This window comes from Inquilinus limosus DSM 16000 (assembly GCF_000423185.1).
Lineage (GTDB): Bacteria > Pseudomonadota > Alphaproteobacteria > DSM-16000 > Inquilinaceae > Inquilinus > Inquilinus limosus.
Window position 1 is genome coordinate 20,695 of the sequence record NZ_AUHM01000034.1, and the last position, 23,850, is coordinate 44,544.

A 23,850-nucleotide genomic window follows, 5' to 3' on the forward strand; every position below is an offset into this window, starting at 1 on the left:
CTCAGCCCGCCTTCGCCGCCGGCTTCAGCATGCCGGCATGCACCGCCTTCAGCTTCTCCACCTTCGGCGCCGAGACCGCGCGGATATAGGGCTGGTTCGGGTTCCGGGCGGCGTAATCGTGATGATACTCCTCGGCCTCGTAGAAGGCCTCGAGCGGCACCACCTCGGTCACCACCGGCGCGTCGAACAGCCGGGCCCGCTCGATCTGGGCGATATAGGCCTCGGTCACCCGCTTCTGCTCCTGGTCGGCATAGAAGATCGCGGAGCGGTACTGGCGGCCGACGTCGTTGCCCTGCCGGTCCTTCTGCGTCGGGTCGTGCGCGATCGAGAAGAACAGCTTCAGGATCTGCCCCAGGCTGATCCGGCCGGCGTCGTAGACCACCTCGATCACCTCGACATGGTCGGTGGTGCCGCTGCAGACGGTGCGGTAGTCGGCGGTCTCGCGGGTGCCGCCGGCATAGCCCGGGCGGACCGACAGCACGCCGTCGAGCTGGCTGTACACCGCCTCGGTGCACCAGAAGCAGCCGCCGCCCAGCACGATCGAGCGGCGGCCCTCTTCGGCCGCGTCCAGCTCGGGGTCGGGGAAGGACCAGGGATCGATCTTCAGGGCCATGGGATGTCTCCGGCGGCCGGGCGCGGCCGCGAGCGTGGATGGCTAAAGGATGAGATCGCCGGCCCGGCGGAACAAGCCCCCGCCATCCGGTCAATCGATGAACCGCCTCCCCGCCTTCCACACCCAGCGCCGGCCGTCATGGCTCAGCTCGGTGGCGCTCAGCGGCGCAATGTCGAGGCGCCAGAAGGACGACGCCGGCGCGTCCAGGACGTGCAGGATCGCCGCCCGGATCACCGCGGCATGGGTGACGGCGATGCCGTGGCCGCTTTCGCCGGCGCGGGCGTCGAGCCAGGAAGCGGCCCGGCGCAGCACGTCCGACAGCGTTTCCCCGCCATGCGGCGCGGCGTCCGGATCGGCCAGCCAAGCGGCGACTCCCTGCGGCTCCTCGGCCTGCACCTCCTCCAGCCGCCGCCCGGCCCAGCGGCCATGGTCGACCTCGCGCAGCGCCGGCTCCTCCGCCGCTTCGAGCCCCAGCGCCGCCGCCGTCTGCCGCGCCCGCAGCGCCGGGCTGGTCCAGGCCCGGTCCGCCCGCCGGATCGCGGGGCGCAGGGCCGCGGCTTCGGCCAGGGCGCGCGGCTCCAGCGGCTCGTCGCCCGGAAAGGATCCGGATCGGGTGGCGGCGGTGGCGGCGTGGCAGATCAGGGTCAGGCGGGTCGGCATGGCGGGACCGTTCGGCGGCGGTGCTTGCCGTCAGCAAAGCACAGCCCGCCGGCGGTCGGCAGCACCGCAATCGCACGGGCCGGCCGCCAGCGACCGCAGCCGAGCCTGCGCCTTATCGAGGCTCTGCCACCATGAGTATGGTGGGTGCGATCGTCCGCGGCAACCAGCCGAACGGCAGGCTGCTCAGTTCCACCATCCGCGCATTGTGCCTGATCGTCTGCGCCAGCCAACGCCAATCAAAACCCAAATGTCCGTCCGTGTGTACCGGGATGCGGTCCATCCGATAGAGCCCGGCCCACAGCGTCTGGCTGAAGTTCCCGGACTGGCGACTATGCCCCATCATCACCGACCCGAGATTCTTGATCCAGACCGCCGGCCCGATTTCGACGGGGACTGTGACCACGAAGCGCTTCGGTCGTACGATCCTGCAGACGTTCTCGACGATGCGGACGACATCTCCTTCGGGGATGTGCTCCAGCGTCTCGAGCGCAAACACGATGTCGGCGCTCTCCGGCTGATAGTGGCGTGGATCGGCGGCATCGGCCTCCAGAAACGTGCAGTGCGACCGATGCCCGTGAGAGCGGCGAGCCGCTTCGATGAACAGCGGATTGTGATCGATGCCGAGATAGTCGACGTCATATGCATCGAGAAGCGGTCCGACGGCCGTGCCCGTGCCGCATCCGATTTCCAGGGCCCTCATCGGAGCGCCCGACGACTGCGTGCTGAGCTCCCCGGCGATGCGGAGGAGAGATGCATATCGGCCGGAATGAAGGAAACGCGTGATCCGATTGAGGTTCTGCACCCGTTCGTAACTTGCAGCGGATCTCGTGGCAGAACTGGTCGCGCTCATAGGATGCTCTTCTCACAACGAACCAATTCTGCCCAACCCAACACGGCATCGCCAATTCAGATGAGGGTGGTACGCCATTCCGAATAAGAAGGATAGAAATGCCCCTCATCATCATCTGCAAGATAGCGACGGCACCATATTGCATTAAATGCAAATGGATATACGCCACTTTTTCAAGAAAATGATTATCGTTTTCTGGAAACTTATATTCGGTTAAACCTATTTGTCGGACTTATCTTTGCAGAACTGAAAATCGCAACCAAATGCCAGACAAATGTGCTTCATCGCTTCTCCAACATCGAGGCTGGAACCCGGAGAGGCATCCGCCATCGGCGACCTTTCGATATGCCTGCTTTTCTACGACGCCCGACATCTACCTCCCGGACGCGAGCGGCGTCGCGGTCGCGCCTCGAAAGGGCGCGGCCGCACCGTAACAGTCAGCCCGACTCTTCGGCATCTCCATGTCCCTCCAGCGTCCGGCGGAGCGCCGCGATGACGCCGTGCGTTGTCCGGATATCCTCGGCCCGGAGCCCTTCAGACAGCCCGTTGACCCAAGGGGCCTGCAGGCGCATCGCGGCGTCGAAGGTCTCTCTTCCCTTGTCCGTCAGCACGACCAGCTGAGCCCGCCGGTGATGCGGGTTGGGCCGGAAGGCGACCAGCCCCTCCTTCTCCAGGTCGTTGACGATGCGCTGGATGTTCTGGCGGTTGGCCCCCATGTCGCGCGCCAGCCACGCGACCGGCTGCGGCCGGTCCGCCGCGACGACGGTGCCGAGCACCTGCCATCGGGCGCTCGTCAGGCCGAGCCCGGCGACCAGCCGGTCTCCCGCAGCGAGCACCCGGTTGTTCAGCCTGAACAGGTCGAGGAAGAGGTCGGTCAAAGCGGTTCCCGCCGGCGTTCGCGTCGTTTCGTCCATAGGTCACCATGCAGCAATATTGACACCATAGTGTCAATATGGTTTGTTGACATCATGCAACCATATCGGACGGAGCCTGTCATGCCGCAGATGCGCCCCCTGGATCCCGCCTTCCCGATCGACCGCCAGATCGCCGTCGACGCCTCCCCCGTCGTGCTGGTCAACGTCTTCACGCTCGACAAGGCCGACGAGCAGACCTTCCTCCGGGCCTGGCAGGCCGATGCGGAGATCATGAAGCGCCAGCCGGGCTTCATCTCGACCCAGCTGCACCGCGCGATCGGCGACAGCCCGACCTATCTGAACTATGCCGTCTGGGAATCGACCGCCGCGTTCCGGGCCGCCTTCACGCATCCGGAGTTCAGGGCGAAGCTGTCCGCCTATCCATCCTCGGCCGTGGCGTCCCCGCATTTGTTCCAGAAGATCGCCGTGCCGGGCATCTGCGTCGCATAGCTTGCCGCATCGGCGCTTCGCCGAACGGCTTCGCTTGACTTTTTGTTCCTGTTTTGTTCTAATGCAGCGATGGTCGATGCTGCGATCAAAGCCGGGACTTCGCCCGCCGCTCCGCCGGCCACGGACGAGGCCGACCTCGCGATGTTGTCCGAGCTGGCCGGGCTCGCCATGGAAATGGCCCGCGGCTTCCAGGCGCCGGGCGTCGCCGCCCTCAAGGCCGGCGACCTCGATCGCGCCGAAAAGGCCGAGACCCGCTTCAGCAATCTCTTCCTCGGCATCCGCCGCGCCGTCGCGCTGAAGGCGAAGCTGCGCCAGCAGCGGGAGGAGGCGCAGCGCGCGGCCGAGGACCGCCGCGACCGGCGGCAGGCCGGGAAGGACGACCGGCGCCAAGCCGTCGCCCAGAGACTGTCCCGCGCCATAGATGTCGCCGTCGGCAAGCCCGAGGCGAAGGAACGGCTGACCACCGAGCTCTGGACCCGCCTCACCGAGGACGAGCGCATCGACGCCGACCTCGCCGATACCGTCCTGCCGCTCGAGACCCTGATCCTGCGCCTGGGCCGCGACATCGGCCTGTCCCGCCGCGCCCTCGCCGCCGGCCTCGACCCCGACGGGGCCAAGGCCGATCGGGCCGGTCCGCAGGACAAGGGCCGCAGCCCCGCCGCCGGGCCGGCCGCCTGGGCCTCCCCGCCGCCCGAACCACCCGAGCCGCCCGTCACCGAGTCCGCACACTACTGCTACATCGCCGCCGCCGATCTCGGCCTCCCGGGGGACGGAGGCTGCCGGGTCAGGATCGATACCGGTGAAGTCTTCGACGACGACGACAACGTCATCATGAGGCTGCCCGTGCCCGACAATCCCTGGGGGGCCGGTGCCGCCGACGTCGTCAGGCTGGCCAGGGCCGCACGGGCTGATCCCGGCGGCGCCGCACCGCCCCTGCCCGAGCCCGATCCGGGGCCGCCGAAATCCGAAGACCGCGGCCGCCGCCAGGCCGGCGGGGAATGGACCGCGATGCAGATCATCGCCCGCAGCCTGGGCCGGTACGGCTGACGCCCCGCGTCAGCCGGCCATCGGCGCTGGCCGCGGTCGGGCCGGGACCGCCCCCTCACCCGAAATCGCTGCGCGATTTCGACCTCTCCCCAGGGGAGAGGTGTAGATGGCGCGGCCTCAGTTCCCCTCTCCTCGGGGAGAGGAAGGGGCCCATTCGCGTCAGCGAATGGGAGGGTGAGGGGGGATGCGGACCGCGCCGCCGGGCAACCCCTTGAGGGCATCGCCATGGGCGGCGCAGCACCCTGCCGACCCGCAGCCGCCCGGCGGCTCCGATTGACAGGAGCCGGGCCGCGACCCATGCTGGCTGCGGTCGCCATGGATGCGGAAGCCGGTGCAACTCCGGCACGGTCGCGCCACTGTGACCGGGACCGCGTCGCCCGACGCGGTTCCGGAAGTCAGACCTCGCCATGGCCTGGTGCACATCAACGGGACGCGTTTCTCCCAGGGGGCCTCGATCATGTCCGACATCACCGCCACAGTTCGCCCGGTCTCCGTTCCGGTCGGCCCGATCCCGGTCGGCGAGGTGCTGCCCTGGGCGGTGTTCGCCGGGCTGCTCCTGCTGCTGGCGGTCTATTTCGTCGGCGCCGAGCAGGGCGCGACCGCGATCTTCTCCGGCAGCACCGTGCACGAATTCGTGCATGACGGCCGCCATCTGCTCGGTTTCCCCTGCCACTGAGGCCAGCCTCCATGGTTGGACGCCTTCTGTTGCGCGGCATGCTGGTCGGCGTGCTGGCGGGGCTGCTCGCCTTCGGATTCGCCCGGATCTTCGGCGAGCCGCAGGTGGACCGGGCCATCGCCCTGGAAGGGACGCTGGGCCATTCCCATGACCACGGGGACGCCGGCGCCCCGCACGACCATGCCGCCGGCGGGGCGGAGGAGCCCGGGCCGGTCAGCCGCGAGACCCAGGCCGGGCTCGGCCTCCTGACCGGCACGGTCGTCTACGGCGCCGCCATCGGCGGGCTGTTCGCGCTGGCCTTCGCCTTCACCTATGGCCGTGTCGGCCGGCTCGACGCCCGCGCCACCGCGGCGCTGCTGGCGCTCGCCGCCTTCATCGCGCTGGTTCTGGTGCCCGGCCTGAAATACCCGGCCAACCCGCCCGCGGTCGGCAACCCGGACACGATCGGCCAGCGCACCGCGCTGTTCTTCATCATGCTGGCGATCTCGGTCGCGGCCCTGGTGCTGGCGGTCAACCTCGCCCTCGGCCTGGCCCGGCGCCATGGCGGCTGGTCCGCCGGCCTGATCGGCGGCGCCGTCTACATCGCGATCATCGCCGTCGCGCAGGTCGCCCTGCCGGTGGTGAACGACGTGCCGGAAGGCTTCCCCGCCGACCTGCTGTGGCAGTTCCGGATCGCCTCGCTGGGCATGCACGCCGTGCTGTGGGCGACGATCGGCCTGGTGTTCGGCGCCCTGACCGAACGGGCCTTCGCCCATCGCGGCGGGCGCCTCGCCCTGTCGCGCTGACCCTCTAGGCGGCCGGGACCGAGGCGGGCAGCAGGTCTCCGAAGCGGGCCAGCCGCGCGGAATCCTCCACCGGCACCGCCCGGCCCGTGCCCCAGTCGACGATCCGGCAGGGCACCCCGGCCGCCCGGGCGCAGGCCAGGTCGATGCCGGTGTCGCCGACATAGACCGCCTCGCCCGGCGCCGCCCCCAGCGCGTCGAGCGTGTGCAGCAGCGGCCGCGGGTCCGGCTTCACATGCGGCGTGGTGTCGGCGCCGACCACGGCGGAGAGGTGGGCGAGCAGCCCGAGCCGGTCCAGCACCTGCTCGGCCAGCGCCTGCGGCTTGTTGGTGCAGACGCCGAGGCGGATGCCGGCCGCCCGCAGCGCCGGCAGCGCCGTCGCCGCATCGGCGTAGAGCCGCGACTCGGCCACCGGCCGGGCGGCGTAGTAATCGAGATAGATCCGGGTGTCGCGGTCGACATCCTCGGCCGGCAGGTCCAGCGCCCTGTGCAGCTTGGCCACCAGCGCCCGCGCCCCCTCCCCCACCAGGGTCTCGATGAAGGACACCTCCTGCGCCGGCGCGCCGCGGTCGGCCAGCATGCGGTTGACCGCATGGGTGATGTCCGGCGCGCTGTCGACCAGGGTGCCGTCGAGATCGAAGATCGCGGCTTTCATGCAGGGCCTCTCAGAGTGGCCCTAGCCGATGAAACGGTAGCGGCCGGTGATCGGAAAATCGGGCAGCCGGTCCTCGAGCCGAGTCCCGCCGCCGATATTATGCACCACGAGCGGGGCGCCGCTGGCCCCGCGACGACCGGTCACAATGGCGATGTGCGGCAGGTTGCCCGGCAGCATCTGGGTGACGAGGTCGCCCTTGGCGAACCCGGCCGGCGCGGCGTCCGCCGGCAGGGCGCGGCCGTGCCGGCGGAAGAAGACCTGCAGATTCGGCACCCGCCGGTGGTCGATGTTGCGATCCGGCCGGGACAGCCCCCAGTTCCTCGGATAGCGGGAAAAATTCGCCTTCATGTCCTCGTGCACCAGGCGCTGCAGATCGATGCCGAAGGCGTCGCGATAGGCCCGGATCACCACATCGGTGCAGACGCCGCGGTCGCGCGGCACGTCGCCGCCTGGATAGGCCAGGCGGACATAGGCCGGATCGTAGGTCACCGTCACCCCGATCTGGCTCTCCGCCGCGGCCACCAGACGATGCGGCCAGTCCGGCGGCTCCGCCCGGGCGGCACGGCCGGCGATCGGCAGGAGGAGACCGAGGGAGAGGAAGAATCGGCGTCGCATCCGGCCATCGGAACAACATCGGGTGGCCGGATTGCGGCAGACCGTTCAAGTGACACGGCGGAACGGGTAGGCGTCACGAATCCGGGCATTCACGAACCGGCCCTTCGATTCGGCCTGCAGCAGCTGCCGGTAGACCCGGTCCGGGACCGGGTAGTAGCGGTACACGGCCCCGCCGGCATATTCGACGTCCAGCGCCTTGCTCTTCGGGTCGTAGCCGACGGATGCGACGGCGCTGGAATCCGTCGGGACCCGCCCGATGCGGCGCCGCATGGAACGGCCTCCCGGATGCTGCTCTTCCTTCACCAGAATGGACGGCCGCCCGGCCGGGTTCCGGCCCGACAAATCGGCATGGTTCCGACCGGCGCACCGGTGCCATAATATCGTCGTACAATTTCGTTGCTGTTCAGCGCCGACGTAAGAGCGGTGCTTGGAGGAAGAAGAACGATGGCCGGCCCAGACCGATCGCGGCCGCTGCGGTCCCAGCAGTGGTTCGACAACCCGGACGATCCCGGGATGACCGCCCTTTACATCGAGCGCTACCTGAACTTCGGGATCACGCGCGAGGAGCTCCAGTCCGGCAAGCCGATGATCGGCATCGCCCAGACCGGGTCGGACCTGTCGCCCTGCAACCGGCATCACCTGGAGCTGGCGAAGCGCGTGCGCGACGGCATCCGCGCCGCCGGCGGCGTGCCGTTCGAGTTCCCCTGCCATCCGATCCAGGAGACCGGCAAGCGTCCGTCCGCCACGCTGGACCGCAACCTCGCCTATCTCTCGCTGGTCGAGGTGCTGTACGGCTATCCGATCGACGGCGTGGTGCTGACCGTCGGCTGCGACAAGACCACCCCGGCGCTGCTGATGGCGGCCGCCACCGTCAACGTCCCGGCCATCGCCCTGTCGGTCGGCCCAATGCTGAACGGCTGGCACAAGGGCGAACGGGTCGGGTCCGGCACCATCGTCTGGCGCTCGCGCGAGCGGCTGGCGACCGGCGAGATCGACTACAACGAGTTCATGGACATCGTCGCGGCCTCGGCCCCGTCGGTCGGCTACTGCAACACCATGGGCACGGCCTCGACCATGAACTCGCTGGCCGAGGCGCTGGGCATGCAGCTGCCGGGCTCGGCCGCCATCCCGGCCCCGTACCGGGAGCGCGGCCAGATCGCCTTCGAGACCGGCAAGCGCATCGTCGAGCTGGTGCAGCAGGACGTGAAGCCGTCCGACATCATGACCCGGGAGGCGTTCGAGAACGCGATCGTCATCAACTCCGCCATCGGCGGGTCGACCAACGCGCCGATCCATCTGAATGCCATCGCCGGCCATCTCGGCGTGAAGCTGGACAATGACGACTGGGAGAAGGTCGGGCACGACATCCCGCTGCTGGTCAATCTGCAGCCGGCCGGGGAGTATCTCGGCGAGGACTACCACCAGGCGGGCGGCGTGCCGGCCGTGGTGGCGGAGCTGCTGAAAGCCGGCCTGCTGCCGCATCCCGAGGCGATGACGGTCAACGGCCGCAGCATCGGCGACAACTGCCGCAACGTCGAGAACCTGAACCCCGAGGTGATCCGACCGGTCGACCGGCCGCTGAAGGCCAAGGCGGGCTTCCTCAACCTCAAGGGCAACCTGTTCGACAGCGCGATCATGAAGACCAGCGTGATCTCGCCGGAGTTCCGGGACCGCTACCTGTCGAACCCGCAGGACCCGGACGCCTTCGAGGGCAAGGCCGTGGTCTTCGACGGGCCCGAGGACTACCACCACCGGATCGAGGACCCGTCGCTCGAGATCGACGCGTTCTCGATCCTGGTGATCCGCGGCACCGGGCCGATCGGCTATCCCGGCGCCGCCGAGGTGGTGAACATGCAGCCGCCGGCGCGCCTGATCCAGAAGGGCGTCCACGCCCTGCCCTGCATCGGCGACGGCCGGCAGTCCGGCACGTCCGGGTCCCCGTCGATCCTGAACGCCTCGCCCGAGGCCGCAGCCGGCGGAGGCCTCGCTTTGCTCAAGACCGGGGACAAGGTCCGGGTCGACCTGCGCCAGCGCAGCGTCAACGTCCTCATCTCCGACGAGGAGCTGGCGCGCCGCCGGGCCGAGCTGGAGGCCCAGGGCGGCTACAAGTATCCGGCCAGCCAGACCCCGTGGCAGGAGATCCAGCGCGGGATGACCGACCAGCTGGCCGAGGGCATGGCGCTCAGGCCGGCTCTCAAGTACCAGCGCGTCGCCCAGACCATGGGCGTGCCGCGCAACAACCACTGACGCGCGTCGGGTCGACCCTCATCGTCATGGCGAGGCGCGGCAGCGCCGTGGCCATCCAGGGGCCGGTGCGAGCGGCCCTGGATGGCCACGCCCCTTCGGGGCTCGCCATGACGGCAGGAGGAACGGGCGGGATCGGTATCAAATAACCCGCACCAGGTCGTGGAACAGCCCGCCCATCCGCTCGGCGGTGCCGCGCGCGACGTCGAGGATGTGCTCGTGGTCGAGATCGGCGCCCGGCAGGCCGGCGGCGAGGTTGGTGACCAGCGACAGCCCCAGCACCTCGGCGCCGAGATGGCGGGCGGCGATCGCCTCCAGCACCGTCGACATGCCGACCATGTCGCCGCCCCAGCGGCCGACCATCTGGATCTCCGCGGGCGTCTCGAACATCGGGCCGGGGAAGCCGACATAGACGCCTTCGGTCAGCGTCGGATCCAGCTTCTGCGCCGCCTGCCGCAGCCGCGGCGAATAGCAGCCGGTCAGGTCGACGAAGCGCGGGCCCAGCCGCTCCGGGTTCGGCCCGGTCAGCGGCGACACGCCGGTGAAGTTGATATGGTCGCGGATCAGCACCGGCTCGCCCGGCTTCATTCCGGGGCGCAGCCCGCCGCAGGCATTGGTCAGGACCACGATCTTCGTCCCGGCCAGCACCATGCTGCGCACGCCGTGCACCACCTTGGCCGGCGGGTGGCCCTCATAGAGATGCACCCGCCCGGCCATCACCAGGATGCGCCGGTCGCCCGCCTTGACGCTGCGGAACACGCCCTTGTGGCCCAGCACGGTGGTCGGCGGGAAGCCCGGGATCTCGGTGAACGGCACCTCGGCCACGGTCTCGCCGATCCGGTCCACCGCCGGCGCCCAGCCGGAGCCGAGCACGATCGCGGCGTGGTGGTCGGCGCCGAGCTTCGCCTTCAGCGCCGCGGCGGCGCTTTCCGCCAGGGCATACGGGTCTTCCATCGCGGCGTCTCCTCTCTCGACTTCAGGCCATGGCGCCGCGCCGGCGCCGCGCACGGGCGACGACCAGCGCGACCAGGGTGATGACATAGGGTGCCATATCGGTCAGCTGGTTCGGCAGCCCCCTGCCCTGCAGCCTGAGGCCGGCGGCGTCGGCGAAGCCGAACAAGAGGCAGGCCAGGGCGACGCCGACCGGGTGGCCGCGGCCCAGCATCACCGCCACCACGGCGATCCAGCCGCGCCCGGCGCTCATGTCCTCGGCGAACAGGGTGACGCTGCCGAGCGACAGCTGCGCCCCGGCCAGGCCGCACAGGGCGCCGCCGGCCAGCACCGCGGCGATGCGGGTGCGGCCGACGTCGGCGCCCAGCGTCTCGGCCGCGTCCGGCCGCTCGCCGACGCCGCGCAGCCGCAGCCCCCAGACGGTGCGGAACAGGAACACGGCGATCAGCGCCACCAGGATCCAGGCCGCCCAGGTCAGCACGCTGTGGCTGCCGAAGACGCGGTTGAACCAGGGCACCGCCGCGATCCGCGGCAGCACCACGCGCGGCAGGTCCTGCATCGCCGGGTCGGTGAAGGTGCCGGAGACGCCGAACAGGATGCGCAGCAGGAAGGCGGTCAGGCCAGAGGCCAGCAGGTTGAGGCCGATGCCGATGACGATCGGGTCGCCGCGGAACCAGGTGGCGCCGAACGCCAGGATGGCGGAGAAGGCCATGGTGCCGACGAGCGCGACCGCCACGCCGCCGGCGACGCTGCCGGTGTACCAGGTGCCGGCGATGGCGGCGAAGGCGCCGATCAGCATCTGGCCTTCCAGCGCGATGTTGAACACGCCGGCGCGGTCGCACAGCACCCCGGCCAGCGCGGCCAGGAGGATCGGCGTCACAGCCTGGATGGTCTGGGCGAACAGGACGGCGTTGAGCAGGGACAGCCAGTCCATGGCGTCAGCGCCCCCGCAGGTTTCGGCGGCGCAGGCCGTGGCGCATCGCCAGCAGCAGGATGATCACCGCCTGCAGCACCAGGGTCAGCACCCGCGGCACTTCGGTCGCCCGCTCCATGGCGAAGCCGCCGGTCTGCAGCGCGGCGAAGAACAGCCCGGCGCAGACGGCGCCGACCGGCTCGCCCATCGCCAGGAGGGCCGCCATCAGCCCGGACCAGGTATAGGCCGGCGACAGCAGCGCCCCGTCGGTGAAGCGGAACTGGTCGCCCAGCACCAGCATGGCGCCGACCAGCCCGGCGACGGCGCCGCTGGCGAACAGCGTCCGTATGGTCTGGCGGCCGAGATCGACGCCGCCATAGGCGACGAAGCGCGGGTTCAGGCCGCGCAGCCGCAGCTCGTAGCCGGCGGCACCGCGCCGGTCGATGAAGACGACCGCCGCGATCACCAGCAGCAGCAGGACCAGGCCCCAGGTGATCGGCGTGCCCGGCACCAGCACCGGCAGCCGCGCCGCCTCCTCGACCCGGAAGGTCTCCGGCAGGCCGGTCGACGGGTCGCGCAGCGGGAAGCGCGCCAGGTAGGAGGTCACGCCCTGGGCCGGGTAGCTGAGCAGCAGGGTCGAGATCAGCAGCGGCACGCCGAACCGCACCTCGCCCCAGGCGGCCAGCGCGGCATAGGCGCCGGAGACGGCCATCGCCGCCAGGATCGCGGCCACCAGCCGCACCGCGCCGGGCGCCGGCAGGTACAGCGCCACCAGCGCCGCCACCATCCCGCCCAGCACCAGCTGGCCGTCGCCGCCGAGATTGACCATGCCGCCGCGCAGCGGGATGGCCGCGACCAGGGTCATGCCGACCAGCGGCACCGCCCGGGCGATGGTCTCGGCGAGGTTCGGCCCGACGACGGCGCCGGCCAGGATCTCGCGATAGACCGCGACCGGATCGTGCCCCGCGGCGAGCGTGATCAGCGCCCCGATGACGAGCCCGCCGAGGATCGCCCAGAGCACGGAGGAGGTCGCGGCGCCGCGCAGCATGCCGGCGGCGGTCATGAGAGCCTCGGGTTGAAACAAAGTGAGTCCCCCCTCCCCTCGCGGGAGGGGGGTAGGGGGAGGGGGTTGTCGACGAAGGGAGCCGGACGGGACCGGTGGGCTCGAAACACGGATGGAAGGGCCTCGCGTGCCACCGCCCGCCGGAGTTTCGGCGCGAGCCCCCTCCCCCTACCCCCCTCCCGCAAGGGGAGGGGGGACAAGAATAAGCATGGTCCGGATACGGCGGTCACGCCGCGGCCCCGGTGACGCCGGCCATCAGCAGGCCGAGATTGGTTTCGTTGGCGGCGGCGCCCGGCACCTCGGCGATCACCCGGCCCTCATACATCACCAGCACCCGGTCGGAGAGGGCGAGGATCTCGCTTAGCTCGGCCGAGACCAGCAGCACGGCGCGGCCCTTGTCGCGCTCCGCCACCAGCTGCGCGTGGATGAACTCGATGGCGCCGACATCGACGCCGCGGGTCGGCTGCTCGGCGATCAGCACCGGCGCCTCGTGAGCCAGCTCGCGCGCCACCACCACCTTCTGCAGGTTGCCGCCGGACAGGGTGCCGACCGCCGTCCCCTCGCCCGGGATCTTGATGCCGAAGCGCGCGATCAGGCCGCGCGCCCGGTCCCGCATCGCCGCGGGGGCGAGCACACCGCGGCGCGACAGCGGCGGCCGGCGGTGGAAGCCCATGCCGAGGTTGTCGGTGGCGCTGGCGCGCAGCGCCGTGCCGGTGTGGGCGCGGTCCTCCGGCACATAGGCGATGCCGGCGGCGCGGCGGCCGGCCACCCCGGCGGCGGTGACGTCGCGCCCGTCGACCCGCACCGTCCCCGCGTCGGCCGCCCTGAGCCCGGCGACGATCTCGATCAGCTCGGTCTGGCCGTTGCCGGCGACGCCGGCGACGCCGACGATCTCCCCTGCTCGCACGGCAAAGGAAACGCCGTCGACCACAGGTCGACCGCCCGATGCGTTCAGGGTCAGCCCCTCGACCTCCAGCAGCGGCCGGCCGGGCTCGGCCGGCGTCCTGGCGACGGTGAGGGTGACGTTGCGGCCGGTCATCGCCCGGATGATCGCCTGCGGCTCGGTCCCGGCGGTGACCATGCGGTTGGCCACCCGGCCGTCGCGCAGCACGGTGATGCGGTCGGTCACCGCCATCACCTCGTGGATCTTGTGGGTGACGAACAGGATGGTGCGCCCGTCCGCCGCCAGGCTGCGCATCACCTGGAACAGCCCGTCGCGCTCGCCCGGGGTCAGCACCGCCGTCGGCTCGTCCAGGATCAGGATGCGGGCGTCGCGGTACAGCGCCTTCAGGATCTCGATCCGCTGCTTCACCCCGACCGGCAGGGCGCCGACCCGGGCGTCGGGATCGACCGGCAGGCCGTAGCGCCGCGCCAGCTCCGCCACCCGCCTGCGGGCGGCGGCGCGGTCGATGAACGGCCCCCGCCGCGGCTCGGCCCGGTAGGCCACGTTCTCCCACACCGTCAGGCTGTCGAACAGCTTGAACGCCTGGTGCACCATGCCGAGGCCGGCGGCGATGGCGTCGATCGGCGAACGGAACGGCCGCTTCCGGCCGTCGATCACGATGTCGCCCTCGTCCGGATGCACGAGGCCGTAGAGGATGCCCATCAGGGTCGACTTGCCGGCCCCGTTCTCGCCCATCACCGCATGGATCTCGCCGGCCTCGACCGACAGGTCGATACGGTCGTTCGCCAGCACGCCGGGATAGCGCTTGACGATGCCGCGCATCTCCAGGAACGCCACGGCGCCGTCTCCCCGGGATCTACTGGCCGGCCGTCATCGGGTCGGGCACCGTCACCGTGCCGGCGACGATGGCGTCGCGGATCTCGCGCACCCTGGCGATCACGTCGGGATGCTCGGCGATCAGGCATTGGGAGCCGGCGACGTCGTCGCCGAGGCCGGTCAGGGTGATGCCGCCCTCCTTCAGCCCGTAGGAGGTCAGCGGCGCCTGCGTGCCGGCGAGGATGCCTTTGACCGCCTCGACCAGCGCGATGTCGACCTTCTTCTCGATATTGTCCATGACCACGCCCGGCGCGTGCGGGCACTGGTTGACGTCGACGCCGAAGGTCAGGGTCCCGGGCGTCGCCTCCGCCGCCTTGAAGATGCCGCCATTGCCGCCGGAGGTGGCGGCCAGCACCCGGTCGGCGCCCTCGCTGATCAGCGACACCGCCTGCTGCTGCGCGCGCACCGGGTCGGAGAACGGGTTGTCGCCGCCGACCCAGAGGGTCGGGCTGACCACGACCTCGTCATTGACCGCCTTGGCGCCGGCGGCGAAGCCGTCGGTGAAGCGGTGCAGGAAGGGGATGTCGAGCGCGCCGATGGCGCCGATCGTGCCGCTCTCCGAGGTCAGCGCCGCCTCGGCGCCGGCCAGATAGGCGCCCTCGTGCTCGCGGAACACGGCGCAGTAGACGTTCGGCATCGGCTTCTGGATGCACTGGTCGACGATCAGGAACTTGACGTCCGGGAACTTGGCCGCCGCATCCGGCACGATGTCGCCGAACTCGAAGCCCAGCACGACCACCACCGCGGCGCCTTCGCGCGCCGCGGCCTCGACATTCTGGCGGCGGGTGGCGGGGTCGGTGCTCTCATACACCCTGGCCTCGCCGCCGATCGCGGCCGCGGCGTCCTCGATGCCCTTCTTGCCGAGCTTCAGGAAGTCGTTCACCCCGAGCGGGTCGGGCGAGACGTAGACGAGCTTGCCGCCCGCCGCCTGGGCCGGCGCGGCGGCGCCGATGACGAGGGCCGCCGCGGCGGCCGCGATCGAACCCATCAGATGCCGCGGTCGTCCCTGGTTGCGCATGGCCTTCCCCATTCCCCTCGCGATCGCCGGCACACCCGGAACCGCCGGCGGCGGTTCTGCAGACCGGGCGCCGGCACCGGCCGCCCCACCTTTGGCGGCTGCCGGTCGATTCGTCAACGCGCATGGCGGCGGTCGCGCGGCCCGGCTCGCAGACTTGCACAGTGGCGTGAGGAGGCTGTTCCCAAGATTGACGAAGAGGGCCTCCTATGCCCCTATGTCTGACTAAAGAAATATGGGTTGGGAGCCCGATCGCAAAGAAATCGGATCAAATTGCAACGACAGTAAACAGAGGGGGCCTGACGTGACTGAAAAGTCTCTGCGAGATCTGATCACAGATGTGAAGCAGGGCGCCTTGTCGCGGCGCGACTTCATCAGGACGATGGTGGCGGCGGGGATCGGTGCCCCGGTGGCCAGCCAGCTCTTGGTCTGGCACGGCGTCGCGATGGCGCAGCCGGCGACCGACTACAAACCGACCCAGGCGGGGGGCGGCGGACCGCTCAAGATCCTTCTGTGGCAGGCGCCGACCTTGCTGAACCCGCATTTCGCCAGCGGCACCAAGGACCAGGAAGCCTCCCGCGTGTTCTACGAGCCGCTCGCCGGCTGGGACCGCGAGGGCAATCTCGTTCCCATCCTGGCGGCGGAACTTCCGACCCGCGAGAACGGCGGCCTCTCGGCCGACGGCACGACCGTGACCTGGAAGCTGAAACGCGACGTCAAATGGCATGACGGCCAGCCGTTCACCGCCGACGACGTCATGTTCACCGCCGCATACGCGGCCGATCCGGAGACGGCCGCCTATACCACCGGGTCCTACGCGGGCATCAAGTTCGAGAAGGTGGACGATCACACCGTCAAGGTGATCTTCCCGCAGCCGCAGCCCTTCTGGGCCGGCCCCTTCGTCGGCATCGTCGGCCCGATCATCCCAAAGCACCATTTCGGCGACTACAAAGGCGCCAATTCGCGCGATGCCCCGGCGAACCTGAAGCCGGTCGGGACCGGACCGTACAAATTCGTCGACTTCAAGCCGGGCGACATCGTCCTCGGCGAGCGCAACCCCGACTACCACGTCAAGAACCAGCCGCATTTCGACACGATCGAGATCAAGGGCGGCGGCGATGCGGTCTCGGCGGCGCGCGCCGTGCTGCAGACCGGCGAATACGACTACGCCTGGAACATGCAGGTCGAGGACGAGGTCCTGAAGCGCATGGAGGATGGCGGGCGCGGCCGGGTGCTGACCGTCGCCAGCGGCAATATCGAGTTCATCATCCTCAACACCACCGATCCCTGGACCGAGGTCGACGGCGAGCGCTCCAGCGTCAAGACCAAGCACCCGACCCTGAGCGACCCGGCGGTGCGCCAGGCGATCAACCTGCTGATCGACCGCGATTCGATCCAGAAGTTCATCTACGGGCGCGGCGGCACGGCGACGGCGAGCTTCGTCAACCAGCCGGAACGGTTCAAGTCGAAGAAGCTGACCTACGAGTTCAACATCGAGAAGGCGAACGCGATCCTCGACCAAGCCGGCTGGACGCGCGGCAGCGACGGCATCCGCGAGAAGGACGGCAAGAAGCTGAAATACGTGTTCCAGACCTCGATCAACGCGCCGCGCCAGAAGACGCAGGCGATCATCAAGCAGGCCTGTCAGAAGGCCGGCATCGAGCTCGAGCTGAAATCGGTGACCGCCTCGGTGTTCTTCTCCTCCGACGTCGCCAATCCGGACACTTACACCAAGCTCTATGCCGACATGGAGATGTACACCACGACCCAGGATTCGCCCGACCCCGAGCGCTTCCTGAACCAGCTCGTGTCGTGGGAAATCGCCAGCAAGGAGAACAAGTGGCTGGGCCGCAACATCTCGCGCTACTCCAGCAAGGAGGCGGACGAGGCCTACCGGGCGGCGCAGCGGGAGCTCGACCCGGCCAAGCGCGCCGAGCTGCTGATCAAGGTCAACGAGATCTTCTGCGAGGCCAACGTCATCCTGCCGCTGTTGTCGCGCAACCGCGTGGCCTCGGCCTCCAACACGCTGACCCCGAACTTCAGCGGCTGGGACAACGATCTCTGGGCGCTGGCGAGCTGGTACCGCAACGGTCCCGCATGACGCGTTAGCTCCTCTTCGCACGGGCGGATCCGCTCCATCGGATCCGCCCCCTTCGCGACCGGGCCGAGGAGATCGCTCATGGCGAGTTACCTGCTGCGGCGACTGCTGATCGCCATTCCGAGCCTTCTGGCCATCAGCCTGATCCTGTTCACGATCCTGGCGCTGGCGCCGGGCGATCCGTTCTCCGAACTCGCGACCAACCCCAACGTGCCCCCCGAGGTGCGGATGGCCCTGCGCGCCAAGTTCGGCATGGATGACCCGGTGATGGTGCGCTATCTGCGCTGGCTGACGGCGATGGCGCAGGGCGACTGGGGCTTTTCCTTCGCCAGCCGGATCGACGTCGACGATCTCATCCTGCAGAGCCTCCCGGCCACGCTCTTCGTCGTCGGCTCGTCCCAGATCCTGGCGCTCGCGGTCGCTTTGCCGATCGGCATCTACGCCGCGACGCGGCCCTATTCGGTGTTCGACCAGATCGCCAACACCTTCGCCTTCATCGGCTTCTCGCTGCCGACCTTCTTCACCGGCCTCCTCTTCATCCTGCTGTTCTCGATCAAGCTGGACTGGCTGCCCTTCGTCTACCGCTCCGACATCGCGGCGACGGGGTGGCGCTGGTACTGGGAGATGCTGCGGCAGGCGATCATGCCGATCACCGTGCTCGGCCTGTTCCAGGCGGCGTCCTACACGCGCTATGTGCGCTCGGCCGTGCTCGACGTCGTCAGGCTCGACTATGTCACCACGGCGCGCGCCAAGGGCCTCAGCGAGAGGATCATCACCCGCCGGCACGTCGCCCGCAACGCGCTGATCCCGGTGGTGACGATGGTCGCGCTGCAGATGCCGGCCGTCTTCGGCGGCGCGATCGTCACCGAGCAGATCTTCCGGGTGCCCGGCATCGGCTCGCTGCTGATCACCGCCATCCTCGCCAACGACACGCCCGTGGTGATGGCGGTCACCTTCGTCTTCGCCTGCCTCGTCGTCCTCTTCAACCTGATCGCGGATCTGCTCTATGGCTGGCTCGACCCTCGCATCTCCTTCCGCTGAGGCGACGGCGCCGGGGCAGAGCGTCTCGGTTTCGCCCGCGCGGGAGACGTGGCGCCGCTTCCGACGCCACCGCCTGGCGATGGTCAGCACGGCCGTGCTCGGCCTGCTCGTCATCGGCGTCCTCGTCGGCCCCCTGTTCTGGCCGGTGCCGATCAACGAGATCGACTTCGCCGCCCAGCTTGAGGGCCCGTCCTGGGCCCATCCCTTCGGCACGGACGATCTCGGCCAGGACCTGCTCGCGCGGATGATCTATGGCGGACGCATCTCGCTCGCCGTCGGGCTCGCCGCCATGGTGGTGTCCACCGTCGTCGGCGTCGTGGTCGGGGCCTTGGCCGGCATGTCCCGCCGCGCGCTCGATCCGTTTCTGATGTGGGTGACGGACCTGTTCCTGTCGCTGCCGCAGCTGCCGCTGCTGCTGCTGGTGATCTATCTGTTCCGCGAGCAGCTGAAGGCCGTGTTCGGGGTCGAGGGCGGCGTCTTCGTCCTGATCGTGATCGTGATCGGCGGGCTGCGCTGGATGCCGGTGGCGCGGCTGGTGCGCGCGCAGTTCCTGTCGCTGCGCGAGAAGGAGTTCGTCGAGGCGGCGCGCGCCGCGGGCGCGACGCGCTGGCGGCAGACGGTCCACCACATCCTGCCCAACGCCGTCGGCCCGGTCATCGTCGCCAGCTCGATCGAGGTGTCGTCCGCGATCATCGCGGAATCGACCCTGTCCTTCCTCGGCCTCGGCTTCCCGCCGGACATCCCGACCTGGGGGCGGCTCCTGTTCGACGCCAAGGACTACCTCGACGTCGCCCCGCACTGGGCGCTGTTCCCGGGGGCGGCGATCTTCCTCACCGTCCTCGCCATCAACTTCATCGGCGACGGCCTGCGGGACGCGCTCGATCCCCGCCGCGTCGTCTGACCAGAACGATCGGACCGCACATGACAAGCCCGATCCTGTCCGTTTCCAACCTGACCACCGCCTTCCGCGTCGACGGCCGGTGGCGCACCGTCGTCCGCGATGTCTCCTTCGACATCGCACCGAAGCAGACCGTCGCGCTGGTCGGCGAATCCGGGTCGGGCAAGAGCGTCACGGCGCTGTCGATCATGCGGCTGACGCCGGCCGGCTCGAGTAAGGTCGAAGGCAGCGTCAGGCTCGGCGGCACCGACCTGCTCAGGCTGCCCGATGCCGGGATGCGCAAGATCCGCGGCGACGATATCGCGATGATCTTCCAGGAGCCGATGACCTCGCTGAACCCGGTGCTGACCATCGGCTTCCAGATCGCCGAGGCGCTGGTCCTGCATCGCGGCCTGTCGCGCGCCGAGGCCGAGGCCGAGACCGTGCGGCTGCTCGAGAAGGTGCGCATTCCGGCGGCGAAATCGCGCTTCCACGAATATCCGCACCACTTCTCCGGCGGCATGCGCCAGCGCGTGATGATCGCCATGGCGCTGGCCTGCAAGCCGAGGCTGCTGATCGCCGACGAGCCGACGACGGCGCTCGACGTGACGATCCAGGCCCAGATCCTGGCGCTGATCAAGCTGCTGCAGGAGGAAGAGGGCATGTCCGTCCTCTTCATCACCCACGATATGGGGGTGGTCGCCGAGATCGCCGACCGCACGGTCGTGATGTATGACGGCCGGGCCGTCGAGAGCGGGCGGACCGACGACATCTTCGCCCGCGCCAACCATCCCTATACCCGCTCGCTGCTCTCGGCCGTGCCGAAGCTGGGCTCCATGGCCGGCCACCGGCGGCCGATGCGCTTTCCGGTCGTCGACCGCGCCACCGGCCTCTCCGACACGCCGACCGAGACCGCCGACACCGTCGGCGTCAGCGAGCGGCCGGTGCTCGAGGTCAGCGGGCTGACGACGCGGTTCGAGATCCGCTCCGGGCTGCTCGGCGGCCTCAAGGGCCGGGTGCACGCGGTCGAGAACGTCTCGTTCAGCCTGCGATCCGGCGAGACATTGGCTCTGGTCGGTGAATCCGGCTGCGGCAAGTCGACGACCGGCCGCTCGGTGATGCGCCTGATCGAGCCGCTCTCCGGCTCGGTCCTGCTCGACGGCGAGGACATCCTCAAGCTCGACCAGCGCAGATTGCGCGAACGGCGCAAGCGTATGCAGATGATCTTCCAGGACCCGTTCGCCAGCCTGAATCCGCGCATGAATATCGGCGCCACGATCGCCGAGCCGCTGCTGATCAACAATCTCGCCACCCGTTCGCAGGCGCGCGAGAAGGTCGCCGAGTTGCTGCGCCGCGTCGGCCTCCAGCCCGACATGGCGGGCCGCTTCCCGCACGAGTTCTCGGGCGGCCAGCGCCAGCGCATCTGCATCGCGCGCGCCCTTTCGGTCGAGCCGCGGCTGATCGTGGCGGACGAGTCGGTGTCGGCGCTCGACGTCTCGGTCAAGGCGCAGGTGATCAACCTGATGCTCGAGCTGCAGGAGCGGATGAAGCTCGCCTATCTCTTCATCTCGCACGACATGGCGGTGGTCGAGCGCGTCAGCCACCGGGTCGCGGTGATGTATCTCGGCGAGATCGTCGAGATCGGCCCGCGCGAGGCGGTGTTCAGCAATCCGCAGCATCCCTACACCAAGCGCCTGCTCGCGGCGGTGCCGGTCCCCGACCCGGCACGGCGGCTGCAGAAGCGGCCGGTCTCTAATGACGAGATTAAGAGCCCGGTGCGCCCGCCCGACTACGTGCCGCCGGCGCGGCAGTACCGCGAGGTCTCGCCCGGCCACGCGGTGATGCTCTGGGGCGCGGAATGGGAGCCCGAGCCGGCCGTCACCAGGGTGGCCTGACAGCCCGCGACAGGCAGCCGGCGCGGCTGTCAAGGAGCGGAAAGCGGTGAACATGGATATCCGCGAGCCTCGGCTGGACAGCGCGGAGAAATTGAAGTTTAATAAAATTGTATATATCTGATTTGCCTTCCGCCGCCGGCTTGATCCGGCTCTAATCGGCGGAGGACCGGCGCCGCCGCCGGGCCACTCGTCCGATCGGGAGACAGGGGAGATATGAGCGGCAGATCTTCGACCGGCCAGCCGCTCTCCATGACGGCGCGTGCTGCCGTGCCCGCAGAGAGGGTCACCCCCGATCCGACAACGTCCTCCTCTCCATCCCTGATCGCGCTGGAGCGCGACGCGCTCCAGGCCCTGGTCGACGGCGACCCGATCGAGGCCATCCTGGCCACCGTGGCCGAGATGGCAGGCCGTCTGCTCGCATCGGCCAGCATCGCCTTCCTGCGGCTCGACGAAAGCGGCGCCAGCCTCTCCCTCCTGGCGCAGAGCGGGCTGCAGGGACCCGTGCTGGATGCGCTGGCCTCTATCCGCGTCGGCCCGTCCGGCCCGCCGCCGGGAGTCGCCGTGTTCACGAACGCACCGGCCACCGGCTCCCTCGGCCCGGCCGATGATACCGTCGCCGTCATCGCCGAGCCGCTGACCGACGACGACGGACGGATCGCCGGCGCCCTGGTGTTCGTCGGCACGGCTTCCCCGGTGGCGATGCCGGAGGCGCTGCGGCAGACCGTCGGCCGGCTGTTCGCCATGGCCCTGCGGCGCGACCGGCGCGATCGCGAGGTGCAGGATCTGATCTATCGCGACCCGCTGACCGGCCTGCCGAACCGACGCTGCTTCGAGGAGCGTCTGGCCCGGATCTTCGCCCGTGGGGTCGATGCCGCTTGCCCGGTCTCGGTCCTGTTCATGGATCTGGACGAGTTCAAGAAGGTCAACGACACCCTGGGCCACGAAGTCGGCGACCTGCTGCTGGCCATCGTCGGCAGCCGGCTGCGCCGGGCGCTGTCGAGCGAGGCCTTCGTCGCCCGGCTGGGCGGCGACGAATTCGCCGCCATCGTCGCCGCCGATGCCGGCGCCGCGCTGACCGCCGCCGGCCGGATCGCCAAGGCGCTGAAGGAACCGGCGATGCTGCGTGGGTATCGGCTGCCGATTTATTGCAGCATCGGCATCGCCACCTGTCCCGACCATGAAACCGACCCGGCCCTGCTGAAGCGCCTGGCCGACATGGCGATGTATTACGCCAAGCAATCCGCCACCGGCATCGCCTCCGCCGCCACGCCGGAGGTGCGCCGCGCGATGTCGATCTCCGCGGTGGAATTCGACATTCCGGCGGCGCTGCAGTCGGGCCAGATCGGGCTGGTGTTCCAGCCGCGCGTCAAGCTCGCCAGCGGCCGGGTGGCCGGCTTCGAGGCGCTGGCCCGCTGGAACCACCCGACCCTCGGCGTGCTGGCGCCGAGCCATTTCATCCCCTGGGTCGAGCGCCGGCCCGACCTGGCCGTGAAATACACCGAATGGCTGCTGCGGGCGCTGGCCGACACCCTGATCCAGCTGCCGCGCGACGCCCTGGTGCCGATCTCGATCAACATCCCGGTCGCGGTGATGCAGTCGGACGCCGTGTTCACCGCCATGCTGGGCCGCATGACCGAGGCCGGGCTGCCGCTGAGCCTGCTGCGGGTCGAGATCGTCGAGCGCGCCTTGACCCGCATGCCCGCCGAGGTCGAGGCGGTGGTGGCGCGCATGGTCGGGCTCGGCGTCACCTTCGAGCTCGACGATTTCGGCAGCGGCGAGGCCAATCTGGCGGCGCTGTCGCGGCTGCCCTTCTCCGCCATCAAGATCGCCGGCGAGATCGTGCAGACTGTGGCGACCGAGCCCCGCTGCGAGAGGCTGATCGACGGCGTCGCCCGCTTCGCCGAGACCTTCGGCGTCTCGCTCTGCGCCGAGCATGTCGAAAGCCAGGCGCAATGCGACATCCTGCGACGGCTGGGCGTCGAGCAGGGCCAGGGTTATCTCTTCGGCCAGCCCGTGCCCGCCGGCGATCTCGCCGCCGCGGTGCGCGCGGTTCACCGCTGCACATAGCGTCCGGACCGGATCGATGGTAACGTTCACATCGGTGACCGGGACCATTTGCCGCCGCATCGATGATCTGCAACTCGTCGCCGGCCGGGACCAGTCGGTCCGGTGTGGGTGGGGCTATGGCGTCTCGGTCAGCGGAGCAACAACGGGAAGTGAGCCATGTCGGAAGCCGCCGGCCTCGCCCTCGGGGAAGGCATCCATCTTGATCCGGCGGGCAACATGGCTTTGAGGAAGCACACGACTGCGATGAAGATCCTTCTCGTCGACGACGACGAGCTGTTCCTGGAATTCGCGGCGGCCATGCTGCGCGCCGACGGCGCCGCCGTCGAGACCTGCGCCAGCGCGGGCGACGCCATCGCCGCGCTCAACCTCGACGACGAAGGCAAGCCGGCACGGGACTTCGATGCCGTGCTGATCGACATCGTCATGCCGGAGGTGTCGGGCACCGAGCTGTGCTCGCTGATCCGGGCCCATGCCGGCTATGGCGACCTGCCGGTGATCATGATCAGCGCCACCCGCGACATGAGCCTGATCGACCAGGCCCTGACCGCCGGCGGCTCCTCCTACATCCAGAAGCCGATCCAGGCCGCGACCTTCGCCGGGGAGATCCGGCAGAAGATCGCGGAAGCGCGGGGCTGACTGCGGAC

At 69.6% G+C, this 23,850-nt stretch carries 23 protein-coding genes; 11 read left to right on the forward strand and 12 right to left on the reverse strand.

Features of this window, described 5'->3' with window-relative positions:
• Position 1 precedes the first annotated feature (1 nt).
• From msrA to G537_RS0124455, 4 genes are all read right to left on the reverse strand, one after another.
• Entirely contained in the window at positions 2-613 is a 612-nt protein-coding gene (gene msrA / locus G537_RS0124440) for a peptide-methionine (S)-S-oxide reductase MsrA (RefSeq protein ID WP_026872343.1), read from the reverse strand.
• A gap of 90 nt (positions 614-703) precedes the next feature.
• Positions 704-1,273 carry a histidine phosphatase family protein gene (locus G537_RS0124445; protein WP_026872344.1) on the reverse strand — a complete coding sequence of 190 codons (570 nt, stop codon included), beginning with the start codon at positions 1,271-1,273 and terminating at the stop codon, positions 704-706.
• Between the two features lie 112 nt (positions 1,274-1,385).
• The gene (locus tag G537_RS39685) at positions 1,386-2,123 is read right to left on the reverse strand and encodes a class I SAM-dependent methyltransferase (protein ID WP_081689011.1); all 738 of its coding nucleotides are present in this window, start codon (positions 2,121-2,123) and stop codon (positions 1,386-1,388) included.
• Between the two features lie 437 nt (positions 2,124-2,560).
• On the reverse strand, positions 2,561-3,001 hold the full coding sequence (locus tag G537_RS0124455) for a MarR family winged helix-turn-helix transcriptional regulator (protein ID WP_245579127.1): 441 nt from the start codon (positions 2,999-3,001) through the stop codon (positions 2,561-2,563).
• Positions 3,002-3,118: 117 nt separating this feature from the next.
• On the opposite strand from G537_RS0124455, the gene G537_RS0124460 reads away from it, so the two are divergent.
• From G537_RS0124460 to G537_RS0124475, 4 genes are all read left to right on the forward strand, one after another.
• A complete protein-coding gene (locus G537_RS0124460) occupies positions 3,119-3,487 on the forward strand; it encodes an antibiotic biosynthesis monooxygenase family protein (protein ID WP_026872346.1) in 369 nt (122 codons plus the stop codon).
• Between the two features lie 141 nt (positions 3,488-3,628).
• Positions 3,629-4,534, forward strand: a complete 906-nt coding sequence (locus G537_RS0124465) for a hypothetical protein (RefSeq protein WP_155888752.1) — start codon at positions 3,629-3,631, stop codon at positions 4,532-4,534.
• A 457-nt stretch (positions 4,535-4,991) separates the two neighbouring features.
• Complete coding sequence (locus tag G537_RS0124470) at positions 4,992-5,210, forward strand: CbtB domain-containing protein (protein ID WP_026872348.1); 219 nt, start codon at positions 4,992-4,994, stop codon at positions 5,208-5,210.
• An 11-nt stretch (positions 5,211-5,221) separates the two neighbouring features.
• A complete protein-coding gene (locus tag G537_RS0124475) occupies positions 5,222-5,995 on the forward strand; it encodes a CbtA family protein (RefSeq protein WP_026872349.1) in 774 nt (257 codons plus the stop codon).
• A 4-nt stretch (positions 5,996-5,999) separates the two neighbouring features.
• Here G537_RS0124475 and G537_RS0124480 read toward each other — a convergent pair whose 3' ends face one another.
• From G537_RS0124480 to G537_RS0124490, 3 genes are read right to left on the reverse strand one after another with little or no spacing between them, the layout of a single operon-like run.
• Positions 6,000-6,647 carry an HAD-IA family hydrolase gene (locus G537_RS0124480; protein ID WP_026872350.1) on the reverse strand — a complete coding sequence of 216 codons (648 nt, stop codon included), beginning with the start codon at positions 6,645-6,647 and terminating at the stop codon, positions 6,000-6,002.
• A gap of 21 nt (positions 6,648-6,668) precedes the next feature.
• Positions 6,669-7,262, reverse strand: coding sequence for a DUF1287 domain-containing protein (locus tag G537_RS0124485; RefSeq protein WP_051249059.1), 594 nt, complete (start codon positions 7,260-7,262; stop codon positions 6,669-6,671).
• Between the two features lie 45 nt (positions 7,263-7,307).
• Positions 7,308-7,532, reverse strand: coding sequence for a KTSC domain-containing protein (locus tag G537_RS0124490; RefSeq protein WP_051249061.1), 225 nt, complete (start codon positions 7,530-7,532; stop codon positions 7,308-7,310).
• A 174-nt stretch (positions 7,533-7,706) separates the two neighbouring features.
• On the opposite strand from G537_RS0124490, the gene G537_RS0124495 reads away from it, so the two are divergent.
• Positions 7,707-9,509 carry an IlvD/Edd family dehydratase gene (locus tag G537_RS0124495; protein ID WP_026872353.1) on the forward strand — a complete coding sequence of 601 codons (1,803 nt, stop codon included), beginning with the start codon at positions 7,707-7,709 and terminating at the stop codon, positions 9,507-9,509.
• Positions 9,510-9,647: 138 nt separating this feature from the next.
• Here G537_RS0124495 and G537_RS0124500 read toward each other — a convergent pair whose 3' ends face one another.
• The 5 genes from G537_RS0124500 to G537_RS0124520 form a co-directional block, all read right to left on the reverse strand.
• Positions 9,648-10,460 (reverse strand): purine-nucleoside phosphorylase, encoded by an 813-nt coding sequence (locus tag G537_RS0124500; protein WP_026872354.1) that lies wholly within the window; start codon positions 10,458-10,460, stop codon positions 9,648-9,650.
• 22 nt (positions 10,461-10,482) lie between these two features.
• Complete coding sequence (locus tag G537_RS0124505) at positions 10,483-11,391, reverse strand: ABC transporter permease (RefSeq protein WP_211230498.1); 909 nt, start codon at positions 11,389-11,391, stop codon at positions 10,483-10,485.
• Between the two features lie 4 nt (positions 11,392-11,395).
• Positions 11,396-12,433, reverse strand: a complete 1,038-nt coding sequence (locus G537_RS0124510; protein WP_081689012.1) for an ABC transporter permease — start codon at positions 12,431-12,433, stop codon at positions 11,396-11,398.
• A gap of 226 nt (positions 12,434-12,659) precedes the next feature.
• Positions 12,660-14,174 (reverse strand): ABC transporter ATP-binding protein, encoded by a 1,515-nt coding sequence (locus tag G537_RS0124515; RefSeq protein WP_026872357.1) that lies wholly within the window; start codon positions 14,172-14,174, stop codon positions 12,660-12,662.
• Between the two features lie 19 nt (positions 14,175-14,193).
• Positions 14,194-15,201: a BMP family ABC transporter substrate-binding protein gene (locus tag G537_RS0124520; RefSeq protein WP_026872358.1), complete on the reverse strand. Its 1,008-nt coding sequence runs from the start codon at positions 15,199-15,201 to the stop codon at positions 14,194-14,196.
• Positions 15,202-15,532: 331 nt separating this feature from the next.
• Between G537_RS0124520 and G537_RS0124525 the strand changes: the two genes are divergently transcribed.
• The 6 genes from G537_RS0124525 (at position 15,533) to G537_RS39690 (ending at position 23,842) form a co-directional block, all read left to right on the forward strand.
• Complete coding sequence (locus tag G537_RS0124525; protein WP_026872359.1) at positions 15,533-17,329, forward strand: peptide ABC transporter substrate-binding protein; 1,797 nt, start codon at positions 15,533-15,535, stop codon at positions 17,327-17,329.
• A gap of 78 nt (positions 17,330-17,407) precedes the next feature.
• Entirely contained in the window at positions 17,408-18,367 is a 960-nt protein-coding gene (locus G537_RS0124530) for an ABC transporter permease (RefSeq protein ID WP_026872360.1), read from the forward strand.
• Positions 18,333-19,268, forward strand: coding sequence for an ABC transporter permease (locus G537_RS0124535; protein WP_026872361.1), 936 nt, complete (start codon positions 18,333-18,335; stop codon positions 19,266-19,268). Before G537_RS0124530 ends, G537_RS0124535 begins: the two co-directional genes overlap by 35 nt.
• A gap of 20 nt (positions 19,269-19,288) precedes the next feature.
• The gene (locus G537_RS0124540) at positions 19,289-21,139 is read left to right on the forward strand and encodes an ABC transporter ATP-binding protein (protein WP_026872362.1); all 1,851 of its coding nucleotides are present in this window, start codon (positions 19,289-19,291) and stop codon (positions 21,137-21,139) included.
• A gap of 213 nt (positions 21,140-21,352) precedes the next feature.
• A complete protein-coding gene (locus G537_RS0124545; protein WP_026872363.1) occupies positions 21,353-23,206 on the forward strand; it encodes a putative bifunctional diguanylate cyclase/phosphodiesterase in 1,854 nt (617 codons plus the stop codon).
• A gap of 243 nt (positions 23,207-23,449) precedes the next feature.
• Positions 23,450-23,842, forward strand: coding sequence for a response regulator (locus G537_RS39690; protein ID WP_162146145.1), 393 nt, complete (start codon positions 23,450-23,452; stop codon positions 23,840-23,842).
• The last annotated feature ends 8 nt before the right edge of the window (positions 23,843-23,850 follow it).

Bases quoted from the DNA above. Each gene is read 5' to 3' on its own strand.
- msrA (WP_026872343.1), bottom strand. From the start codon at position 613: ATGGCCCTGAAGATCGATCCCTGGTCCTTCCCCGACCCCGAGCTGGAC.
- G537_RS0124445 (WP_026872344.1), bottom strand. From the start codon at position 1,273: ATGCCGACCCGCCTGACCCTGATCTGCCACGCCGCCACCGCCGCCACC.
- G537_RS39685 (WP_081689011.1), bottom strand. From the start codon at position 2,123: ATGAGCGCGACCAGTTCTGCCACGAGATCCGCTGCAAGTTACGAACGG.
- G537_RS0124460 (WP_026872346.1), top strand. From the start codon at position 3,119: ATGCCGCAGATGCGCCCCCTGGATCCCGCCTTCCCGATCGACCGCCAG.
- G537_RS0124465 (WP_155888752.1), top strand. From the start codon at position 3,629: ATGTTGTCCGAGCTGGCCGGGCTCGCCATGGAAATGGCCCGCGGCTTC.
- G537_RS0124470 (WP_026872348.1), top strand. From the start codon at position 4,992: ATGTCCGACATCACCGCCACAGTTCGCCCGGTCTCCGTTCCGGTCGGC.
- G537_RS0124475 (WP_026872349.1), top strand. From the start codon at position 5,222: ATGGTTGGACGCCTTCTGTTGCGCGGCATGCTGGTCGGCGTGCTGGCG.
- G537_RS0124480 (WP_026872350.1), bottom strand. From the start codon at position 6,647: ATGAAAGCCGCGATCTTCGATCTCGACGGCACCCTGGTCGACAGCGCG.
- G537_RS0124485 (WP_051249059.1), bottom strand. From the start codon at position 7,262: ATGCGACGCCGATTCTTCCTCTCCCTCGGTCTCCTCCTGCCGATCGCC.
- G537_RS0124490 (WP_051249061.1), bottom strand. From the start codon at position 7,532: ATGCGGCGCCGCATCGGGCGGGTCCCGACGGATTCCAGCGCCGTCGCA.
- G537_RS0124495 (WP_026872353.1), top strand. From the start codon at position 7,707: ATGGCCGGCCCAGACCGATCGCGGCCGCTGCGGTCCCAGCAGTGGTTC.
- G537_RS0124500 (WP_026872354.1), bottom strand. From the start codon at position 10,460: ATGGAAGACCCGTATGCCCTGGCGGAAAGCGCCGCCGCGGCGCTGAAG.
- G537_RS0124505 (WP_211230498.1), bottom strand. From the start codon at position 11,391: ATGGACTGGCTGTCCCTGCTCAACGCCGTCCTGTTCGCCCAGACCATC.
- G537_RS0124510 (WP_081689012.1), bottom strand. From the start codon at position 12,433: ATGACCGCCGCCGGCATGCTGCGCGGCGCCGCGACCTCCTCCGTGCTC.
- G537_RS0124520 (WP_026872358.1), bottom strand. From the start codon at position 15,201: ATGGGTTCGATCGCGGCCGCCGCGGCGGCCCTCGTCATCGGCGCCGCC.
- G537_RS0124530 (WP_026872360.1), top strand. From the start codon at position 17,408: ATGGCGAGTTACCTGCTGCGGCGACTGCTGATCGCCATTCCGAGCCTT.
- G537_RS0124535 (WP_026872361.1), top strand. From the start codon at position 18,333: ATGGCTGGCTCGACCCTCGCATCTCCTTCCGCTGAGGCGACGGCGCCG.
- G537_RS0124540 (WP_026872362.1), top strand. From the start codon at position 19,289: ATGACAAGCCCGATCCTGTCCGTTTCCAACCTGACCACCGCCTTCCGC.
- G537_RS0124545 (WP_026872363.1), top strand. From the start codon at position 21,353: ATGAGCGGCAGATCTTCGACCGGCCAGCCGCTCTCCATGACGGCGCGT.
- G537_RS39690 (WP_162146145.1), top strand. From the start codon at position 23,450: ATGAAGATCCTTCTCGTCGACGACGACGAGCTGTTCCTGGAATTCGCG.